Raw genomic sequence first — 16,952 nt, 5'->3', positions numbered from 1 at the left:
CCATGCTGGACCTCGCGGCGATCCGGGCCGATTTCCCGATCCTCAAGCGCGTCATGCGCAGCGGAAATCAGTTGGCCTATCTCGACTCCGGGGCCACCTCGCAGCGGCCGCTGCAGGTGCTCGACGCTGAGCGCGAGTTCCTGGTGACTTCCAACGGCGGGGTGCACCGCGGTGCGCACCAGTTGATGGAGGAGGCCACCGACGCCTACGAGCAGGGCCGCGCCGACATCGCCGCATTCGTCGGCGCCGACACCGACGAGCTGGTGTTCACCAAGAATGCCACCGAATCGCTGAACCTGGTGTCGTATGTGCTGGGGGACAGCCGCTTTCCGCTAGCGGTCGGCCCGGGTGATGTGATCGTAACCACCGAACTCGAGCACCACGCCAACCTGATCCCGTGGCAGGAGTTGGCCCGGCGCACCGGAGCCACACTCAAGTGGTATGGCGTGACCGAGGACGGCCGCATCGACCTGGACTCGCTGCAACTGGACGATAACGTCAAAGTCGTTGCGTTCAGCCATCATTCGAATGTGACCGGTGCGCTGGCGCCGGTAAGCGAATTAGTCTCCCGCGCGAAGGCGGTCGGGGCACTGACGGTCCTGGACGCTTGCCAGTCGGTGCCGCACCAACCGGTGGACTTCCACGCGCTCGGCGTCGACTTCGCCGCGTTCTCCGGGCATAAGATGCTGGGGCCCAACGGCATCGGGGTGTTGTACGCCCGCCGCGAGCTGCTGGACGCGATGCCGCCGTTCATCACGGGCGGGTCGATGATCGAGACCGTCACCATGGAGACCTCTACCTACGCGCCCGCCCCGCAGCGTTTCGAGGCCGGCACCCCGATGACCTCGCAGGTCGTCGGATTGGCCGCCGCCGCCCGCTATCTCGACGGCGTCGGGATGGAGAACGTCGAGGCCCACGAGCGCGAACTGGTCGCTTTGGCCCTGGATGGGCTGTCAACGATCGACCAAGTGCGGATCATCGGGCCCACCTCTTTGCAGGACCGCGGGTCGCCGGTGTCGTTCATCGTCGACGGCGTGCACGCCCATGACGTCGGTCAGGTGCTCGACGACGAAGGGGTGGCGGTGCGCGTCGGGCATCACTGCGCGCTGCCGCTGCACCGCCGCTTTGGCCTGGCGGCCACGGCGCGCGCGTCGTTCGCGCTGTACAACACCCCCGACGAGGTCGACCGCCTCATAGCAGGGGTCCGGCGGTCCGTGGAATTCTTTGGGAGAGACTGACTTTGCGTCTCGAGCAGATGTACCAGGACGTGATTCTGGACCATTACAAGCACCCGCACCACCGTGGGCTGCGGGAACCGTTCGGCGCGCAGGTGTTTCACGTCAACCCGGTGTGCGGTGACGAGGTGACGCTGCGGGTGGCGCTGTCCGAGGACGGCGAGACCGTCGCCGACATCTCCTACGACGGGCAGGGTTGTTCGATCAGTCAGGCGGCGACATCCGTGCTGACCGATCAGGTGATCGGCCTGAGCGTGCCGCAGGCGCTGCAGACCGTCGACGCCTTCACCGAGATGGTGTCGTCGCGCGGCAACGTGCAGGGTGACGAGGACGTGCTGGGCGACGGAGTAGCGTTTGCAGGAGTGGCCAAGTATCCGGCGCGGGTCAAATGTGCACTGCTCGGCTGGATGGCGTTCAAAGATGCACTGGCGCAGGCCCACGCAGCCTTCGAGGAGGTCGACAGATGAGCGAAACCGCGCTGCCCGGTAGCGAGAACAGCGCCCCGGACGAGGAACTGCTCGCCGATATCGAGGAGGCGATGCGCGACGTCGTCGACCCCGAACTGGGGATCAACGTCGTCGACCTCGGCTTGGTCTACGGCCTGAATCTGGAAGAGGGCGAGGAGGGCACCGTCGCCCTGGTCGACATGACCTTGACGTCGGCGGCCTGCCCGCTGACCGATGTCATCGAGGATCAGTCCCGCTCGGCGCTGGTCGGCAGCGGCTTGGTCGACGAGATCAGGATCAACTGGGTGTGGAACCCGCCCTGGGGTCCGGACAAGATCACCGAGGACGGCCGCGAACAACTCCGGGCCCTGGGCTTCACCGTCTGACGTCCGGGCTCAGCGGTGGTGGGGTTCGCCGCCACCTTCATTGCACTTGCCCTTTTCGGCAGGCTGCAGGCTGATCGAGGTGGCCTGCAGCGCGCCGTTGTTCTCGCTGCCGCGCGCGGTCAGGCACTTGCCCGCACTGATGGCCTGCGAGTTGGCTGCGGTCTCCTTGGTGTATTTCGTCTTGTCCGTGACCGTCACGGTCTGAGACCCCGAAGCGGTATTCACCGTGATGGTGTTGCCCGCGACGGACGCCACCGATCCCTGGACTGCCGGTTTCTTCCCGGGGCCGGTCGTCGTCGTCGGCGTTCCGGATGGTGTCTCCGACGGCGTCCCCGACGGCGTCGACGACGGAGTGGGGGCCTGCTTGCCCTCCGGGCATTTGCCGTTTTCGGCGGGGCTGACGCGTACCGACGCCGCGGTGATCGGGCTGCCGGGCTGCGTGTCCTCCTTGGACCGTGCGGTGATGCAACTGCCCGCGGTGACGTCGGTCAACGCGCCAGGGGTGACCTCGGTGACTTTCGTCGAATCGGTGAAATCGACTGTGGTGGTTCCGCTTTGCTGAGTGACCTGGGCGGCGTTTCCGGAGACCGAGGCGATCAGTCCGCGCACCTGTGTCTCGCCTTTGGGTGCTGCCGACGAGGGCGCGGTCGTCGGTGAGGCAACTACGGTGCTCGGCGTGGTGCTCGGGCTCGAGGTGTTGGACGAGCTACACGCGGCCGCGGACAGCGCGGCGGCTCCGGCAATCGCAACGAGCGCGAATCGAGTGGTTAACAACGGTCCTCCCAAATCGTCGGTGGTTCTGACGAATGGGTTTACCTGGTCAAGCTGTGCGATATCTGTGTGCTGGTCAGAAGGCGTCTTCGGGGAGGCGCATGATGTCGTCGTCGGTGTGCTCGATGACGCTGCGCAGCCCGGCCAGCTTGGGCAGCATGTTCTTGGCGAAGAAGCCCGACACCGCGATCTTGCCGCGGTAGAACGCGCGGTCGCTGTCCGACACATCGCCGTGCAGCGCCGTCTGGGCCACGCCCGCCTGGACCAGCAGCCGCCAGCCGATGATCAGGTCGCCGACGGCGAGCAGATAGCGCACCGATCCCAGGCCGACTTTGTAGATGTCGGTCGGGTTCTGGGCTGCCGACATCAGATAGCCCATCAGCGCGGTCGTCATGGCGGTGACGTCCTCGAGTGCGGCCTGCACCAGTTCGGCCTGATCCTTGAGTGACTCGTCGACGTTTTCCAAGGTCTTGTTGATCTGCGCCGTCACATGCTGCAGGGCCTGGCCGTGGTCGCGCACGATCTTGCGGAAGAAGAAGTCCATCGCCTGGATGGCGGTGGTGCCTTCGTAGAGCGAGTCGATCTTGGCGTCGCGGATGTACTGCTCGATCGGGTAGTCCTGCAGGAATCCCGAACCCCCAAGTGTCTGCAGGGATTCGGTGAGCACCTCGTAGGCGCGCTCGGAACCCACACCTTTGACGATTGGCAGCAGCAGGTCGTCGATGCGGTGCGCCATGTCCGGATCTGCGCCCGAAACATGTTGTGCGACAGCATCATCCTGATGCGCAGCGGCATAGAGATACAGTGCGCGCAGGCCTTCGGCGTACGCCTTCTGGGTCATCAGGCTGCGGCGCACGTCGGGGTGGTGCATGATCGTCACCCGCGGCGCGGTCTTGTCGGTCATCTGGGTCAGATCGGCGCCCTGCACCCGCTCCTTGGCATACGCCAGCGCGTTGAGGTACCCGGTGGACAAGGTGCCAGAAGACTTGACGCCGATGGTCATGCGGGCGTGCTCGATCACGGTGAACATCTGGGCGATCCCGTTGTGCACGCCACCGACCAGATATCCGACGGCCGGTACGTCGGTGGCGCCGAACGTCAGCTCGCAGGTGGGCGAGGTCTTGAGCCCCATCTTGTGTTCCAGGTTGGTGACGAAAACGCCGTTGCGGGCACCGAGTTCGCCGGTGTCGGGGTCGAAAAGGAACTCGGGCACGTAGAACAGGCTCAGCCCTTTGGTGCCGGGGCCGGCGCCTTCGGGCCGGGCCAGTACCAGATGGAAGATGTTCTCGGCGGTATCGCCGACGTCGCCGCCGGAAATGAATCGCTTGACACCCTCGATGTGCCAGGTGCCGTCCGGTTGTTCGATCGCCTTGGTGCGTCCGGCACCGACGTCGGAGCCGGCGTCAGGCTCGGTGAGCACCATGGTGGCCTGCCAGCCTCGCTCGATTCCCATTGCAGCCCAACGCTTTTGCTCTTCATTGCCTTCTTCGAACAGGGGTTGGGACAGTACCGGGCCGAAGTTCAGGAAGGACACCGACGGGTTGGCGCAGTAGATCATCTCGTTGACGGCCCAGGTGAGCGGCGGCGGCGCGGCCATGCCGCCGATCTGCTCGTCGAGCCCCAGGCGCCACCACTCGGCGTCTTTGATCGCCTGCAGTGTCTTGACCACTTCCGGTGGGATGCTGATGCGGTGCGCGGCCGGGTCGAACACCGGCGGGTGCCGATCGGCGAAGGCGAAGGTTTCGGCAAGCGGCCCCTCGGCCAGTCGCGCGGCCTCGGCCAGGATGGTGTGCGCGGTGTCGATGTCGAGGTCGGCGTAGCGGCCGGCGCCCAGTACCGCGCCGATATCGAGCACTTCGAAGAGGTTGAACTCGAGGTCGCGGACGTTGGCGATGTAGTGCCCCACGGTGGTTCCCTTCCACTCAGGCCGGTGGGGCTAAGTGTGGATGACGCCGGAAAACGTACGCAAGCGTAAGTGGCGACCGGCCTGCTGTGCCGCGAAACTCAGACAGCGCCGTTGGCGCCCCGTTGGCCGAACAGCAATCCGCCCCTGCCGCCGAGCCCGTCGGTGCCGCCTATACCGCCGTTACCGCCGGGGCCGCCGTTACCGAACAACACCGCGTCACCGCCGTTGCCGCCGTCGCCGTTGGAGCCGCCGTTACCGCCGCTGCCTCCGTCGCCGAACAGGAACCCGCCGATGCCACCGTTGCCGGCCCTATCGCCGGAGAAGGTGGACCCGCCCGCGCCGCCATTGCCAAGTAGGAATGCTCGACCGCCGTCGCCGCCGCCGAAGAAGCCTGTTCCGCCGCTGCCGCCGTTGCCCAATAGGAGCCCGCCGTTGCCGCCGGCACCGCCAGACGACATACCGGTTGGACTGATGCCGCCGTTGCCGCCGTTGCCGATCAGCACTGCCGAGCCGCCCGCTCCGCCGCCGCCGCCGAGGCCGCCGCCTCCCGCACCCCCGGGACCACCATTACCGAACAGAAATCCGCCGGCCCCGCCGCGGCCGCCCACCTGACCCGCTGCTGCGCCTGCGCCGCCGGGACCGCCGTTGCCGAACAGGATTCCGCCGTCCTCTCCGGGCAAGCCGGGCGCACCGGCGCGGCCGTCGCCGATCAACGGGCGGTTGAACAGCGCCCGGCTGGGCGCGTTGATCAGGTCCAGGATCCCTTCCAATGGATTGGCCGCGGCGGCCTCAGCGGCGGCGTATGCGTTCGCGCCGCCGGCCAAGGTCGCCACGAACTGGTCGTGAAACGCGGTCGCCTGTGCGCTGAGCGCCTGATAGCCCTGGGCGTGCGAGCCGAACACCGCTGCAACGGCCCGCGACACCTCGTCGGCGCCGGCCGCCAGCACGCCGGTGGTCTGCGCCGCCGCCGCGGAGTTGGCTTGGTTGATGGCCGATCCGATGTTGACCAGGTTGCCGGCGGCTCCGGAAAGCAGATCGATGTTGACGGCGACGTATGACATGTCGGACCTCCGCAGCCTCGGCGATCAACGAATCGTAACGCTAATCGAGGCCGTTGAATCCATTCCCGACCAGGTTTTTTTTTCGGCGGCCACACGGGCCGTCGCGGCGGCGGCCGGCAGGGTGCGCGGTGGGTGTCGACGGACAGCGGCGCCATCGCGGTATGCCTTGTCCCATAAGTCAATTCGGCGACATACCGCAATCGAACCGAGACCTCCGGCCAGACCTGCGTCAATAGACTCGGAACATCCTGACGAACTCTTCTCCCTCTGCGAGGCCGCCGCAATGACCGTGACCACTTGCGAAGCGACCCTCGCAGCGGCCGATCCGGCCGGCGGGCCGGCGTCCTCCGTCCGTCCGCAGAGTTGTCACGCGGCGCTGTGGTCGGTCACCTCCGTGCGCTGGGCGGCGGCGGCGCTGTCGCTGTTCGCGGCGGGCCTGGTGGCACAGCTAAGCGGTGCGCCACAGGACATCTGGTGGTCGCTGTACCTGGCTTGTTATCTGGCCGGCGGCTGGGGTTCGGCGTGGGCCGGCGCGCAGGCGTTGCGCAACAAGGCGCTCGACGTGGATCTGCTGATGGTCGTCGCCGCGGTCGGTGCGGTGGCGATCGGACAGGTCTTCGACGGCGCACTGCTGATCGTGATCTTCGCGACCTCCGGTGCCCTCGACGACGTCGCCACCCGGCACACCGCCGACTCGGTCAAGGGCTTGCTCGACCTGACGCCGGACACCGCCGTCGATTACGACGGGGGTGTCCGGCGTCGTAATCGACGGCGCCGGCAACGAGCGGGTACTGCCGGCAGCTGAACTGGTGGTCGGTGACCGTGTTGTGGTGCGGCCGGGAGAGCGCATCCCGGCCGACGGCGCGGTGCTGTCGGGTCGCTCCGAGGTCGATCAGTGCTCCATCACCGGCGAGTCGGTTCCGGTGTTGCGGGCCGCCGGCGACGACGTGTTCGCCGGCTCGGTCAACGGGTCGGGTGTGCTGCGCGTGGTCGTCACCCGTGACCCGTCGCAAAGCGTGGTCGCCCGCATCGTCGAAATGGTCTCGGCGGCCTCGGCGACCAAGGCGAAAACCCAACTGTTCATCGAGAAAATCGAGCAGCGTTACTCGGTCGGGGTGGTGGTGGCCACGCTTGCGCTGATCTCGATTCCGTTGCTCGGGGGCTCGCCGCTACGCCCAGTTCTGTTGCGCGCCATGACATTTATGATCGTCGCGTCGCCGTGTGCGGTGGTGCTGGCCACCATGCCGCCGTTGTTGGCGGCGGTCGCCAACGCCGGCCGGCACGGGGTGCTGCTCAAGTCCGCGGTCGTCGTCGAACATCTGGCCGACGTCAGCGTGGTCGCGTTGGACAAGACCGGCACGCTGACCGCGGGCGTGCCGCGACTCGCCATCGTCGAGCCGCTGCGGCCGTTCGACGAGTCCAAGGTGCTCCAATTAGCCGCTGCCGCAGAGCAATTCAGCGAGCATCCGCTGGGCCGTGCCATTGTCGACGAAGCCCGGCGGCGCGGTCTTGCCGTCCCGCCGGCCGAGGATTTCCAGGCACTGCCGGGGCGCGGCGTGCGCGCCGAGGTGGGCAGTGACTTCGTGGAGGTGTGCAGTCCGCACAGTTTTCGCGGCACGCCGCCGGACCAGTTGGGGCCGATTGTGCAGTCCGGTGCCACCGCCGCGATCGTCTCGGTGAACGGGGCCGCCGTCGGCGTCCTCGGACTGACCGACCAGATCCGCGCCGACGCCGCGGAGTCCGTGGCTGCGCTGACCGCATTGACCTCGTCGTCGCCGGTGTTGCTGACCGGTGACAACGCCCCGGCGGCCGGTCGGGTCGCTCGCGACGTCGGGATCCGCGAGGTGCATGCGGCACTGCTGCCCGAGCAGAAAGTCGAAGCTGTGCAGGCGCTGCAGTCCGCCGGGCACCGCGTGCTCGTCGTCGGAGACGGCGTCAACGACGCACCCGCGATGGCCGCCGCCTGCGCCTCGGTGGCCATGGGCGCCGGCGCCGACCTCACCCTGCAGACCGCCGACGGGGTCACCGTGCACGACGAGTTGCACACCATCCCGACCGTCATCGGGTTGGCTCGGCAGGCACGCCGGGTGGTGATGGCCAACCTCGCGATCGCCGGAAGTTTCCTTGCGGTGCTGGTGGTGTGGGATTTGTTCGGGCAGTTGCCGTTGCCGCTCGGGGTGGCCGGCCACGAAGGATCCACGCTGCTGGTCGCCCTCAACGGGCTGCGGCTGCTGACCAACCGATCGTGGCGCGCCGCGGCGTCGCGCTGACGTACGCTCGACGCCAAATGGCAGCAACAGCGACGCGAGACCTCACCGCCGTCGACTTCGGGCAGGCGGTCAAGGGCAACGACCACGTCCTGGTCTACTTCTGGGCGCCCAACTGTGCACCGTGCGAGGTGTTCGCGCCGAACTACGAGACGTCGGCGGCGAGCTGCCCGGACATCGTGCACGGAAAAGTGAACTTCGAAACCGAGAAGGAACTGGTTCAGGCCGTCGGTGTCAAGCTGTTGCCGACACTGATGGCGTTCAAGAATGGCCGGCTGGTGTTCAAGCAGGCGGGTATCGCCAACCCCGCGGTGATGGCCGATCTGGTCAGCCAACTCCGGGCCCACCGGACCTCGACGCCCCGTTTGCTGTAACCGTCGGGAACAACCATTCCGCCCGAGGCGTTACCGCAGACGTGACTACCCAAGACCTCACCGCCGCGCAGTTCAACGACACCATCAACGGCAACGACATCGTCCTCGTCGACTTCTGGGCGTCCTGGTGCGGCCCGTGCCGGGCCTTCGCGCCGACGTTCAAGGCGGCCTCGGAGAAGCACCCCGAGGTGGTGTTCGCCAAGGTGGACACCGAGGCCGAGCAGGAGCTGGCCGCGGCCGCCCAGATTCGGTCCATCCCCACCCTGATGGCGTTCAAGAACGGCAAGCTGCTGTTCAATCAGGCCGGTGCGTTGCCTCCGGCCGCGCTGGACGAGCTGGTTCAGCAGCTCAAGGACTACCAGGAGCCAGAGGTGACCGAGGTCTGAGGTCCGGCCCTGCACGCCGTGCCTCGTTCCCTCCGCGCCCTCCCCGGCGCGCTCTCGCGAGTGTGACCCGGCCGAGATTTCGAGCGCCGGATTTCGCGGTGCGGTGAGGTTCGCGAGGTCACGTCGCTGCTGCGATACCGTTCACGGGTGAATTTGGTCCTGCTGGAACACCCGCGCCCCGAGATCGCCCTGATCACCCTGAACCGTCCCGAGCGGATGAACTCGATGGCGTTCGACGTCATGGTGCCGTTGCGGGATGTCCTCGACGAGGTCGGCTACGACAACTCGGTGCGGGTAGTGGTGCTCACCGGCGCCGGCCGCGGGTTCTCCTCGGGCGCCGACCACAAGTCCGCGGGCAGCGTTCCCAACGTCGATGGTCTGACCCGGCCGACGTACGCGCTGCGGTCCATGGAGGTCCTCGACGAGGTCATCCTCAAGCTGCGACGGCTGCACCAGCCGGTGATCGCCGCGGTCAATGGCGCCGCGATCGGCGGCGGACTGTGTCTGGCCCTGGCCGCGGATATTCGGGTGGCCGCTACCAGCGCATACTTCCGGGCCGCCGGCATCAATAACGGTCTGACCGCCAGCGAACTGGGCCTGAGCTACCTGCTGCCCAGGGCGATCGGGGCGTCGCGGGCGTTCGAGATCATGCTGACCGGTCGCGACGTCAGCGCCGAGGAGGCCGAGCGGATCGGGTTGGTGTCCTGCCAGGTGCCCGACTCGCAGCTGCTGGACACCTGCTACGCGATCGCCGCGCGCATGGCCGCGTTCTCCCGGCCCGGCCTCGAGTTGACCAAACGCACACTGTGGACTGGACTGGACGCCGGTAGTCTTGAGGGGCACATGCAGGCCGAGGGCCTGGGACAGCTATTCGTCCGCCTGCTCACCTCCAACTTCGAAGAAGCGGTTGCCGCACGCGCGGAGAGACGGCCGGCGGTGTTCACCGACGACAAATGACAGCTAAGGAGCAGATGTGATCACGGCAACGGACCTCGAGGTCCGCGCTGGTGCGCGCATCCTGCTCTCGCCCGACGGCCCCGATCTGCGGGTGCAGCCCGGCGACCGCATCGGTCTGGTAGGGCGCAACGGCGCGGGCAAGACGACCACCATGCGGATCCTGGCGGGGGAGGGCCAGCCCTACGCGGGTTCGGTCAGCCGCAAGGGTGAGATCGGTTACCTGCCGCAGGATCCCAAAGAGGGCGACCTGGACGTGCTGGCACGCGACCGAGTGTTGTCGGCCCGCGGTCTGGATGTGCTGCTCACCGATTTGGAGAAGCAGCAGGCGTTGATGGCCGAGGTTGCCGACGACGCCGCGCGCGACCGCGCCATTCGGCGTTACGGCCAGCTCGAGGAGCGTTTCGTCGCCCTCGGCGGGTACGGCGCCGAAAGCGAGGCGGGCCGCATCTGCGCGAGTCTCGGCCTGCCCGAACGCGTTTTGACGCAGAAGTTGCGCACGTTGTCCGGCGGCCAGCGGCGCCGGGTGGAGCTCGCCCGCATCCTGTTCGCCGCGTCCGACAGCGGCGCGGGCTCGTCCACGACGTTGTTGCTCGACGAGCCGACCAATCACCTGGACGCGGATTCGGTTGGCTGGCTTCGGGATTTCCTGCGCTCCCACAACGGCGGGCTGATCATCATCAGCCACAACGTCGACTTGCTCGCCGACGTCGTCAACAAGGTCTGGTTCCTCGACGCGGTGCGCGGCGAGGTCGACGTCTACAACATGGGTTGGCAGAAGTACCTTGACGCCCGCGCAACCGACGAGCAGCGTCGCCGCCGGGAACGCGCCAACGCCGAACGCAAGGCCACCGCGCTGCGCAACCAGGCCGCCAAACTGGGTGCCAAGGCGACCAAAGCCGTTGCGGCGCAGAACATGTTGCGTCGTGCGGATCGGATGATGGCTGCCCTGGACGACGAGCGCGTCGCCGACAAGGTGGCCCGCATCAAGTTCCCCACCCCGGCCCCGTGCGGCCGCGTCCCGCTGGTGGTCAAGGGGCTGAGCAAGACTTACGGCTCGCTCGAGGTCTTCACCGGTCTGGATCTGGCCATCGACCGCGGCTCACGCGTGGTCGTGCTCGGTCTCAACGGTGCCGGCAAAACCACCCTGCTGCGGTTGCTGGCCGGCATCGAGACGCCCGACACCGGTGGCCTGGAACCGGGACACGGTTTGCGTATCGGCTATTTCGCCCAGGAGCACGACACCCTGGACAACGACGCGACCGTCTGGCAGAACATCCGCCATGCCGCACCGGAATCGGGCGAGCAGGAGCTGCGGGGTCTGCTCGGCGCGTTCATGTTCAGCGGCCCGCAACTCGAGCAGCCGGCCGGCACGCTGTCCGGTGGCGAGAAGACCCGGCTGGCGTTGGCCGGCCTGGTGGCCTCGACGGCCAACGTGTTGCTGCTCGACGAGCCCACCAACAACCTCGACCCGGCGTCGCGCGAGCAGGTCCTCGACGCGTTGCGCAGTTATCAGGGTTCGGTGGTGTTGGTGACCCACGATCCCGGCGCGGCCGAGGCCCTCGATCCGCAACGGGTGTTGCTGTTGCCCGACGGCACCGAGGACTTCTGGTCCGAGGAGTATCGCGACCTGATCGAGCTCGCCTGATCCAAGGGGTCCGTTTCGGCAAAACCTTTCCGTTTGCAGTCGGGGTTCCTACGCTATGTGCCATGCGGAAGTCAACGGAGACCCGCGAACAGTTGTTGCGCGAGCTGCGTAGCGCCTACGAGAGAGGCGCCAGCATTCGCAATCTGGCGGCCTCCACCGGGCGGTCCTACGGGTCGGTGCACAGCATGCTGCTCGAGTCGGGCACCACGATGCGAAGCCGCGGTGGCCCCAACCACCGTTCCCGCGCCTCACGCGCGTTACCTTGAGGCCTTCCGGCTATCCCCGCTGTGCCGTCACCGCACCGCGAATTCGGCCGCTCAGGTCACACCCGCGAGGAAGGGGCGGGTGCTCGGACCGAGTTTTCCACCAAGTCCAGCACCGCGGCCAGCCGCTGCGGATCCTCGCCCGATGCCAGTCGGCTCACCAGCCCGTCGAGCACCAGATCCAAATAACAGTGCAGCACGTCGGCCGGCACGTCGTCGCGTATCCGGCCGGCCTGCTTCTGGCGCCGCAACCGCTCGGTGGTGGCCGCCGCCAGCTCCGCGGACCGCTCGGCCCAGCCGCGGCTGAACTCCGGATCGTGGCGCAGCTTGCGGGCGATCTCCTGCCTGGTGGCCAGCCAGTCGAATTCCTCTGGCGACGCCAGCATTTCGCGCATCACCTGAATCAGGCCGGAGCGCGACGTGACCTCCGCCATGCGTTGGGTGTCCTCCTGCGCGAGCGCGAAGAACAACGCATCCTTGTCCCGGTAGTGGTGGAAGATCGCGCCGCGGGATAACCCGATCTCTTTTTCCAGTCGGCGCACGGTCGCCTGTTCGTAGCCGTATTCGGCGAAGCAGCGACGTGCACCGTCGAGGATCTGACGGCGTCGGGCCTCCAGATGGTCCTCGCTGACCTTTGGCACGGGTGTGGCCGGCTCGTCGGGCGCCCGCTAGCCCGACTTGAGCATGTTGCGCAGCACGTACTGCAGGATGCCACCGTTTCGGTAGTAGTCCGCCTCTCCCGGGGTGTCGATGCGCACCTTCGCGTCGAATTCGATCGGGTCTCCGGAATCCTTGCTGGCCTTGACCTTTACCGTCTTCGGCGTCTTGCCGTTGTTGAGTTCCTCGATCCCGGTGATGTCGAACACCTCGGTGCCGTCCAGCCCCAGCGATTCAGCCGACTCGCCGTCGGGGAACTGCAGCGGGATGACGCCCATCCCGATCAGGTTGGACCGGTGGATGCGCTCGAAGGACTCGGCGATCACCGCGCGCACCCCCAACAGCCGGGTGCCCTTGGCCGCCCAGTCGCGCGAGGAACCGGATCCGTACTCCTTGCCGCCCAGTACCACCAGCGGAATGTTTTGTGCCGCATAGTTTTGCGCCGCATCGTAGATGAATGCCTGCGGCGCGCCGTCCTGGGTGAAGTCGCGGGTGTAGCCGCCGGAGACGTCGTCGAGCAACTGGTTGCGCAACCGGATGTTGGCGAAGGTGCCGCGGATCATCACCTCGTGGTTGCCGCGGCGAGAGCCGAAGGAGTTGTAGTCCTTGCGCTGCACACCGTGCTCGTCGAGGTATTCGGCGGCCGGCGTGCCCGGCTTGATGCTGCTCGCGGGCGAGATGTGGTCGGTGGTCACCGAATCACCCAGCAAGGCAAGCACTCTGGCGCCCTTGATGTCGCTGACCGGCTCGGGCTCGGCGGGCATCCCGTCGAAGTACGGCGGCTTGCGCACGTACGTCGAATCCTCGTCCCACTCGAAGGTGTTGCCGCTCGGGGTGGGCAGGTTCTGCCAGCGCTCGTCACCCTTGAACACGTCGGCGTAGTTCTTGACGAACATCTCCTGGCTGATCGCCGAGGCGATGGTGTCCGAGACGTCTTTCTGTGACGGCCAGATGTCCTTGAGGAAAACGTCGTTGCCTTCTTTGTCGGTGCCCAGCGGGTCCTTGTCGAAGTCGAAGTCCATCGACCCGGCCAGCGCGTAGGCCACGACAAGTGGCGGCGAGGCCAGGTAGTTCATCTTGACGTCGGGGTTGATGCGGCCCTCGAAGTTGCGGTTGCCTGAGAGCACGGCGGCCACCGCAAGGTCGTTGTCGTTCACCGCTTTCGAGATTTCCTCGGGCAGCGGGCCGGAGTTGCCGATGCACGTCGTGCAGCCGTAGCCGACCAGGTAGAAGCCCAGCTTCTCCAGGTAGGGCCACAGTCCGGCCTTGTCGTAGTAGTCGTTGACTACCTGCGATCCCGGCGCCATGGTGGTCTTGACCCACGGCTTGGATGCCAGGCCTTTCTCGACGGCGTTGCGGGCCAGCAGCGCCGCGCCCAGCATCACCTCGGGGTTGGAGGTGTTGGTGCACGACGTGACGGCGGCGATGACGACGGCGCCGTGGTCGAGCTCGAATTCGCCGTACTCGTCGGACTTCACCGTCACCGGGTTGCTCACCCGGCCCTTGGAGTGCGCCGCGGCGGACTGCACCTTCGGGGCGTCGTCGGCGTGCCCGTTGTCGGGTGAACCCGGGTCGCTGGCCGGGAACGACTCCTCGACGGTCTCGTCGAGCTTGGAGTACTGCTGACCGCCGTCCTGGTCACCTACGTAGTTCGGAATCTGTTCGCGGAAAGTGGATTTGGCGTCGGACAGCGGAATGCGGTCTTGCGGACGCTTGGGGCCGGCGATCGAGGGCACCACGGTGGACAGGTCGAGCTCGAGGTACTCGGAGAACTTCGGCTCGTGCTCGGGGTCGTGCCACAGGCCCTGCTCTTTGGCGTAGGCTTCGACCAGCGCCAGCTGTTCCTCGCTGCGCCCGGTGAACTTCAGGTAGTCGATGGTCTCTTCGTCGATCGGGAAAATCGCTGCGGTGGAACCGAATTCGGGGCTCATGTTGCCCAGCGTGGCGCGGTTGGCCAGCGGCACCTCGGCCACGCCGGCGCCGTAGAACTCCACGAACTTGCCGACCACGCCGTGCTTGCGCAGCATCTCGGTGACGGTGAGCACGACGTCGGTAGCGGTCACACCCGCTCGGATCTCGCCGGTCAACTTGAAGCCGACGACCCGGGGGATCAGCATCGAAACCGGCTGGCCGAGCATCGCGGCCTCGGCCTCGATGCCGCCGACGCCCCAGCCCAGTACGCCGAGACCGTTGACCATGGTGGTGTGGGAGTCGGTGCCCACGCAGGTGTCGGGATAGGCAACGCCATCGCGGGTCATCACGACGCTGGCCAGGTATTCGATGTTGACCTGGTGCACGATGCCGGTGCCCGGCGGCACCACCTTGAAGTCGTCGAATGCGCCCTGCCCCCAACGCAGGAACTGGTAACGCTCACCGTTGCGCTCGTATTCGATCTCCACGTTGCGCTCGAATGCGTCGGCCCGGCCGAACAGGTCGGCGATCACCGAGTGGTCGATGACCAGGTCGGCGGGCGCCAGCGGGTTGACCTTCTCCGGGTCGCCGCCGAGGTCGGCAATGGCCTCGCGCATGGTGGCCAGGTCGACGATGCAGGGCACCCCGGTGAAGTCCTGCATCACGACGCGCGCTGGCGTGTACTGGATTTCGATGCTGGGCTCGGCGTCGGGATCCCAGTTGGCGATGGCGTTGATGTGGTCTTTGGTGACGTTTGCGCCGTCTTCGTTGCGCAGCAGGTTCTCGGCGAGGACCTTGAGGCTGTAGGGGAGTTTCTTGGTTTCCGGGACCGCGTCGAGGCGATAGATCTCGTAGCTGTTGTCGCCCACCTTCAGCGTGTCGCGGGCCTCGAACGAATTCACCGAACCTTTGCTGGTCACATCAACTCCCGTGGATTGAGTTCTTCGCCGCCGACGGGCCGTGTCGACGGTGCGATGCCAGTTTAACAGTACGCTTGTCCTGCAATGTGCGGCACCCTTCGCTTGCCAGTCTTGTCCGGTCGCGGGCGCGGCGAAACCCCTATCTCGTGAGGTTGGCGAAACGCTTGCTTTGAGGTTGGGCGTTGGGTGTGAAGTCTGGGCGTTGGAAGTGAAGCCAGGGCGGAGATTCCGCGAAATTCCCGCCACAGCTCCACCCTCGACGCCACAGCTTCACACTCGACGCCACGGCTTTACGCTCGACGCCTCAGCTTCACACTCGACGCCATAACTTCACGCTCGACGCCCCAGCTTCACACTCGACGGCCGTTCCTTCGCACGCGGCGGCCGGCGGTGCTTGACGCTCCAACCGTGCCGAGCGCCCCAGCCGCGGCGGGCGTTGGGTGTGAAGTCTGGGCGTTGGAAGTGAAGTCTGGGCGTTGGAAGTGAAGCCAGGGCGGAGATTCCGCGAAATTCCCGCCACAGCTTCACACTCGACGCCACAGCTTCACACTCGACGCCATAACTTCACGCTCGACGCCCCAGCTTCACACTCGACGCCATAACTTCACGCTCGACGCCCCAGCTTCACACTCGACGGCCGTTCCTTCGCACGCGGCGGCCGGCGGTGCTTGACGCTCCAACCATGCCGAGCGCCCCAGCCGCGGCGGGCGTTGGAAGTGAAGCCAGGGCGGAGATTCCGCGAAATTCCCGCCACGGCTTCACGCTCGACGCCACAGCTTCACGCTCGACGCCACAGCTTCACACTCGACGCCCCAGCTTCACGCTTGACGCCCCAACCATGCCGAGCGCCCCAGCCGCGGCGGCATTGGATCCCGACGCGAACAAACTTCACCCCCGGGCGGACGCCAACCACCGCGGGCCGCGACCAACACAGCCCGGGTACGGTGCTCCTAGCACCACGGGAGGAGCGAGCCCATGACCGGACGCGAAGTTTTCGGCGAACTGCCGTTGCCGCAGACGATCCCGTTCCTGCCCGAGTACATCCCGGTCGACGTCGACATCGCCGCAGTCAAGGCTCAGGTCGCGGTCGACGGCGTGGCCGCCCCGCCGGGCCCGGAGCCGGGCCTGCTCGACGTGGTCAACCACGCCCGCGGCGACGGCATCACGCTCAAGATCGTCCTGCTCGACCACAACCCGCCGCACGACACCGCGCTGCGCGACATCGCGACCGTCGTCGGCGCCGACTACCCGGACTCCACCGTGCTGGTGCTCAGTCCCAGCTACGTGGGCAGCTACAGCGCGCGTTTCCCGCGCGTGACCCTTGAGGCCGGCGAGGACCATTCCAAGACGGGTAATCCGGTGCAGTCCGCACAGAATTTTCTGCACGAACTCGAGACCCCTGAGTTCCCCTGGACCGCGCTCACCATTGCTTTGCTGATCGGGGTGTTTGCGGCCGCCGCCGGTACCCGCTTCCTGCAGCTGCGCAACAGGCAGCCAGCAACCTTGCAAGCTAACGCTGAGACGGCGTCCAGCAAAGACGCGTAGTCGATCCACACAGGTCACAACCCTGTAACAGCCACGCGGCGGCATTTCGACCGCTGCTGTTGGCAAACCATTCAGATCACTGTTCGGTCACAGTAAACGCACTTCCAGAGTGCGATTTGTGACTTGCGTTTCTTTAGCGACGAGTGTGACGTACGGTGCGAATGATGCTTCTGATGCTATTGGCGCTTTCAGCGGAAACAAGCGCCGTCCGTCCGATTTAAG

General features: G+C 66.6%; 13 protein-coding genes and 2 pseudogenes. 10 read left to right on the top strand and 5 right to left on the bottom strand.

From position 1 onward, the window contains the following. Positions 1-2: 2 nt before the first annotated feature. The 3 genes and pseudogenes from L6444_RS16715 to L6444_RS16705 all read left to right on the top strand — a co-directional run bounded on the left by L6444_RS16715 (position 3) and on the right by L6444_RS16705 (position 2,067). Positions 3-1,238 carry a cysteine desulfurase gene (locus L6444_RS16715; RefSeq protein WP_236975793.1) on the top strand — a complete coding sequence of 412 codons (1,236 nt, stop codon included), beginning with the start codon at positions 3-5 and terminating at the stop codon, positions 1,236-1,238. Further along, positions 1,235-1,724: pseudogene (gene sufU, locus L6444_RS16710) on the top strand (Fe-S cluster assembly sulfur transfer protein SufU). Before L6444_RS16715 ends, sufU begins: the two are co-directional and overlap by 4 nt. After that, on the top strand, positions 1,699-2,067 hold the full coding sequence (locus tag L6444_RS16705) for a metal-sulfur cluster assembly factor (protein WP_236975792.1): 369 nt from the start codon (positions 1,699-1,701) through the stop codon (positions 2,065-2,067). The pseudogene sufU and the gene L6444_RS16705 overlap by 26 nt, the downstream one beginning before the upstream one ends. A gap of 9 nt (positions 2,068-2,076) precedes the next feature. Here L6444_RS16705 and L6444_RS16700 read toward each other — a convergent pair whose 3' ends face one another. The 3 genes from L6444_RS16700 to L6444_RS16690 all read right to left on the bottom strand — a co-directional run bounded on the left by L6444_RS16700 (position 2,077) and on the right by L6444_RS16690 (position 5,805). Continuing rightward, positions 2,077-2,676 carry a DUF5666 domain-containing protein gene (locus L6444_RS16700; protein WP_236975784.1) on the bottom strand — a complete coding sequence of 200 codons (600 nt, stop codon included), beginning with the start codon at positions 2,674-2,676 and terminating at the stop codon, positions 2,077-2,079. Positions 2,677-2,914: 238 nt separating this feature from the next. Continuing rightward, positions 2,915-4,744, bottom strand: coding sequence for an acyl-CoA dehydrogenase (locus L6444_RS16695; RefSeq protein WP_236975776.1), 1,830 nt, complete (start codon positions 4,742-4,744; stop codon positions 2,915-2,917). A 98-nt stretch (positions 4,745-4,842) separates the two neighbouring features. After that, on the bottom strand, positions 4,843-5,805 hold the full coding sequence (locus L6444_RS16690) for a PE family protein (RefSeq protein ID WP_236975774.1): 963 nt from the start codon (positions 5,803-5,805) through the stop codon (positions 4,843-4,845). Positions 5,806-6,088: 283 nt separating this feature from the next. Between L6444_RS16690 and L6444_RS16685 the strand changes: the two are divergent. The 6 genes and pseudogenes from L6444_RS16685 (at position 6,089) to L6444_RS16660 (ending at position 11,700) form a co-directional block, all read left to right on the top strand. After that, positions 6,089-8,075: pseudogene (locus L6444_RS16685) on the top strand (heavy metal translocating P-type ATPase). A gap of 17 nt (positions 8,076-8,092) precedes the next feature. After that, entirely contained in the window at positions 8,093-8,446 is a 354-nt protein-coding gene (locus L6444_RS16680; RefSeq protein ID WP_236975772.1) for a thioredoxin family protein, read from the top strand. A 41-nt stretch (positions 8,447-8,487) separates the two neighbouring features. Further along, the gene (gene trxA / locus L6444_RS16675) at positions 8,488-8,832 is read left to right on the top strand and encodes a thioredoxin (protein WP_236975752.1); all 345 of its coding nucleotides are present in this window, start codon (positions 8,488-8,490) and stop codon (positions 8,830-8,832) included. A 126-nt stretch (positions 8,833-8,958) separates the two neighbouring features. Continuing rightward, positions 8,959-9,789, top strand: coding sequence for an enoyl-CoA hydratase (locus L6444_RS16670; RefSeq protein ID WP_236984195.1), 831 nt, complete (start codon positions 8,959-8,961; stop codon positions 9,787-9,789). Between the two features lie 16 nt (positions 9,790-9,805). Further along, a complete protein-coding gene (locus tag L6444_RS16665) occupies positions 9,806-11,434 on the top strand; it encodes an ABC-F family ATP-binding cassette domain-containing protein (protein WP_236975749.1) in 1,629 nt (542 codons plus the stop codon). 62 nt (positions 11,435-11,496) lie between these two features. Further along, on the top strand, positions 11,497-11,700 hold the full coding sequence (locus L6444_RS16660) for a helix-turn-helix domain-containing protein (protein ID WP_236975747.1): 204 nt from the start codon (positions 11,497-11,499) through the stop codon (positions 11,698-11,700). Between the two features lie 56 nt (positions 11,701-11,756). Here L6444_RS16660 and L6444_RS16655 read toward each other — a convergent pair whose 3' ends face one another. Next, complete coding sequence (locus L6444_RS16655; protein ID WP_236975745.1) at positions 11,757-12,338, bottom strand: TetR/AcrR family transcriptional regulator; 582 nt, start codon at positions 12,336-12,338, stop codon at positions 11,757-11,759. A 27-nt stretch (positions 12,339-12,365) separates the two neighbouring features. Next, a complete protein-coding gene (locus L6444_RS16650) occupies positions 12,366-15,185 on the bottom strand; it encodes an aconitate hydratase (protein WP_236975743.1) in 2,820 nt (939 codons plus the stop codon). Between the two features lie 975 nt (positions 15,186-16,160). On the opposite strand from L6444_RS16650, the gene L6444_RS16645 reads away from it, so the two are divergent. After that, positions 16,161-16,730: an Rv1476 family membrane protein gene (locus L6444_RS16645; RefSeq protein WP_236975741.1), complete on the top strand. Its 570-nt coding sequence runs from the start codon at positions 16,161-16,163 to the stop codon at positions 16,728-16,730. Positions 16,731-16,952 lie beyond the last annotated feature (222 nt).

This window comes from Mycobacterium kiyosense (assembly GCA_021654635.1).
Taxonomy (GTDB): Bacteria; Actinomycetota; Actinomycetes; order Mycobacteriales; family Mycobacteriaceae; genus Mycobacterium; species Mycobacterium kiyosense.
This window is presented reverse-complemented; position numbering and strand designations above follow the sequence as displayed.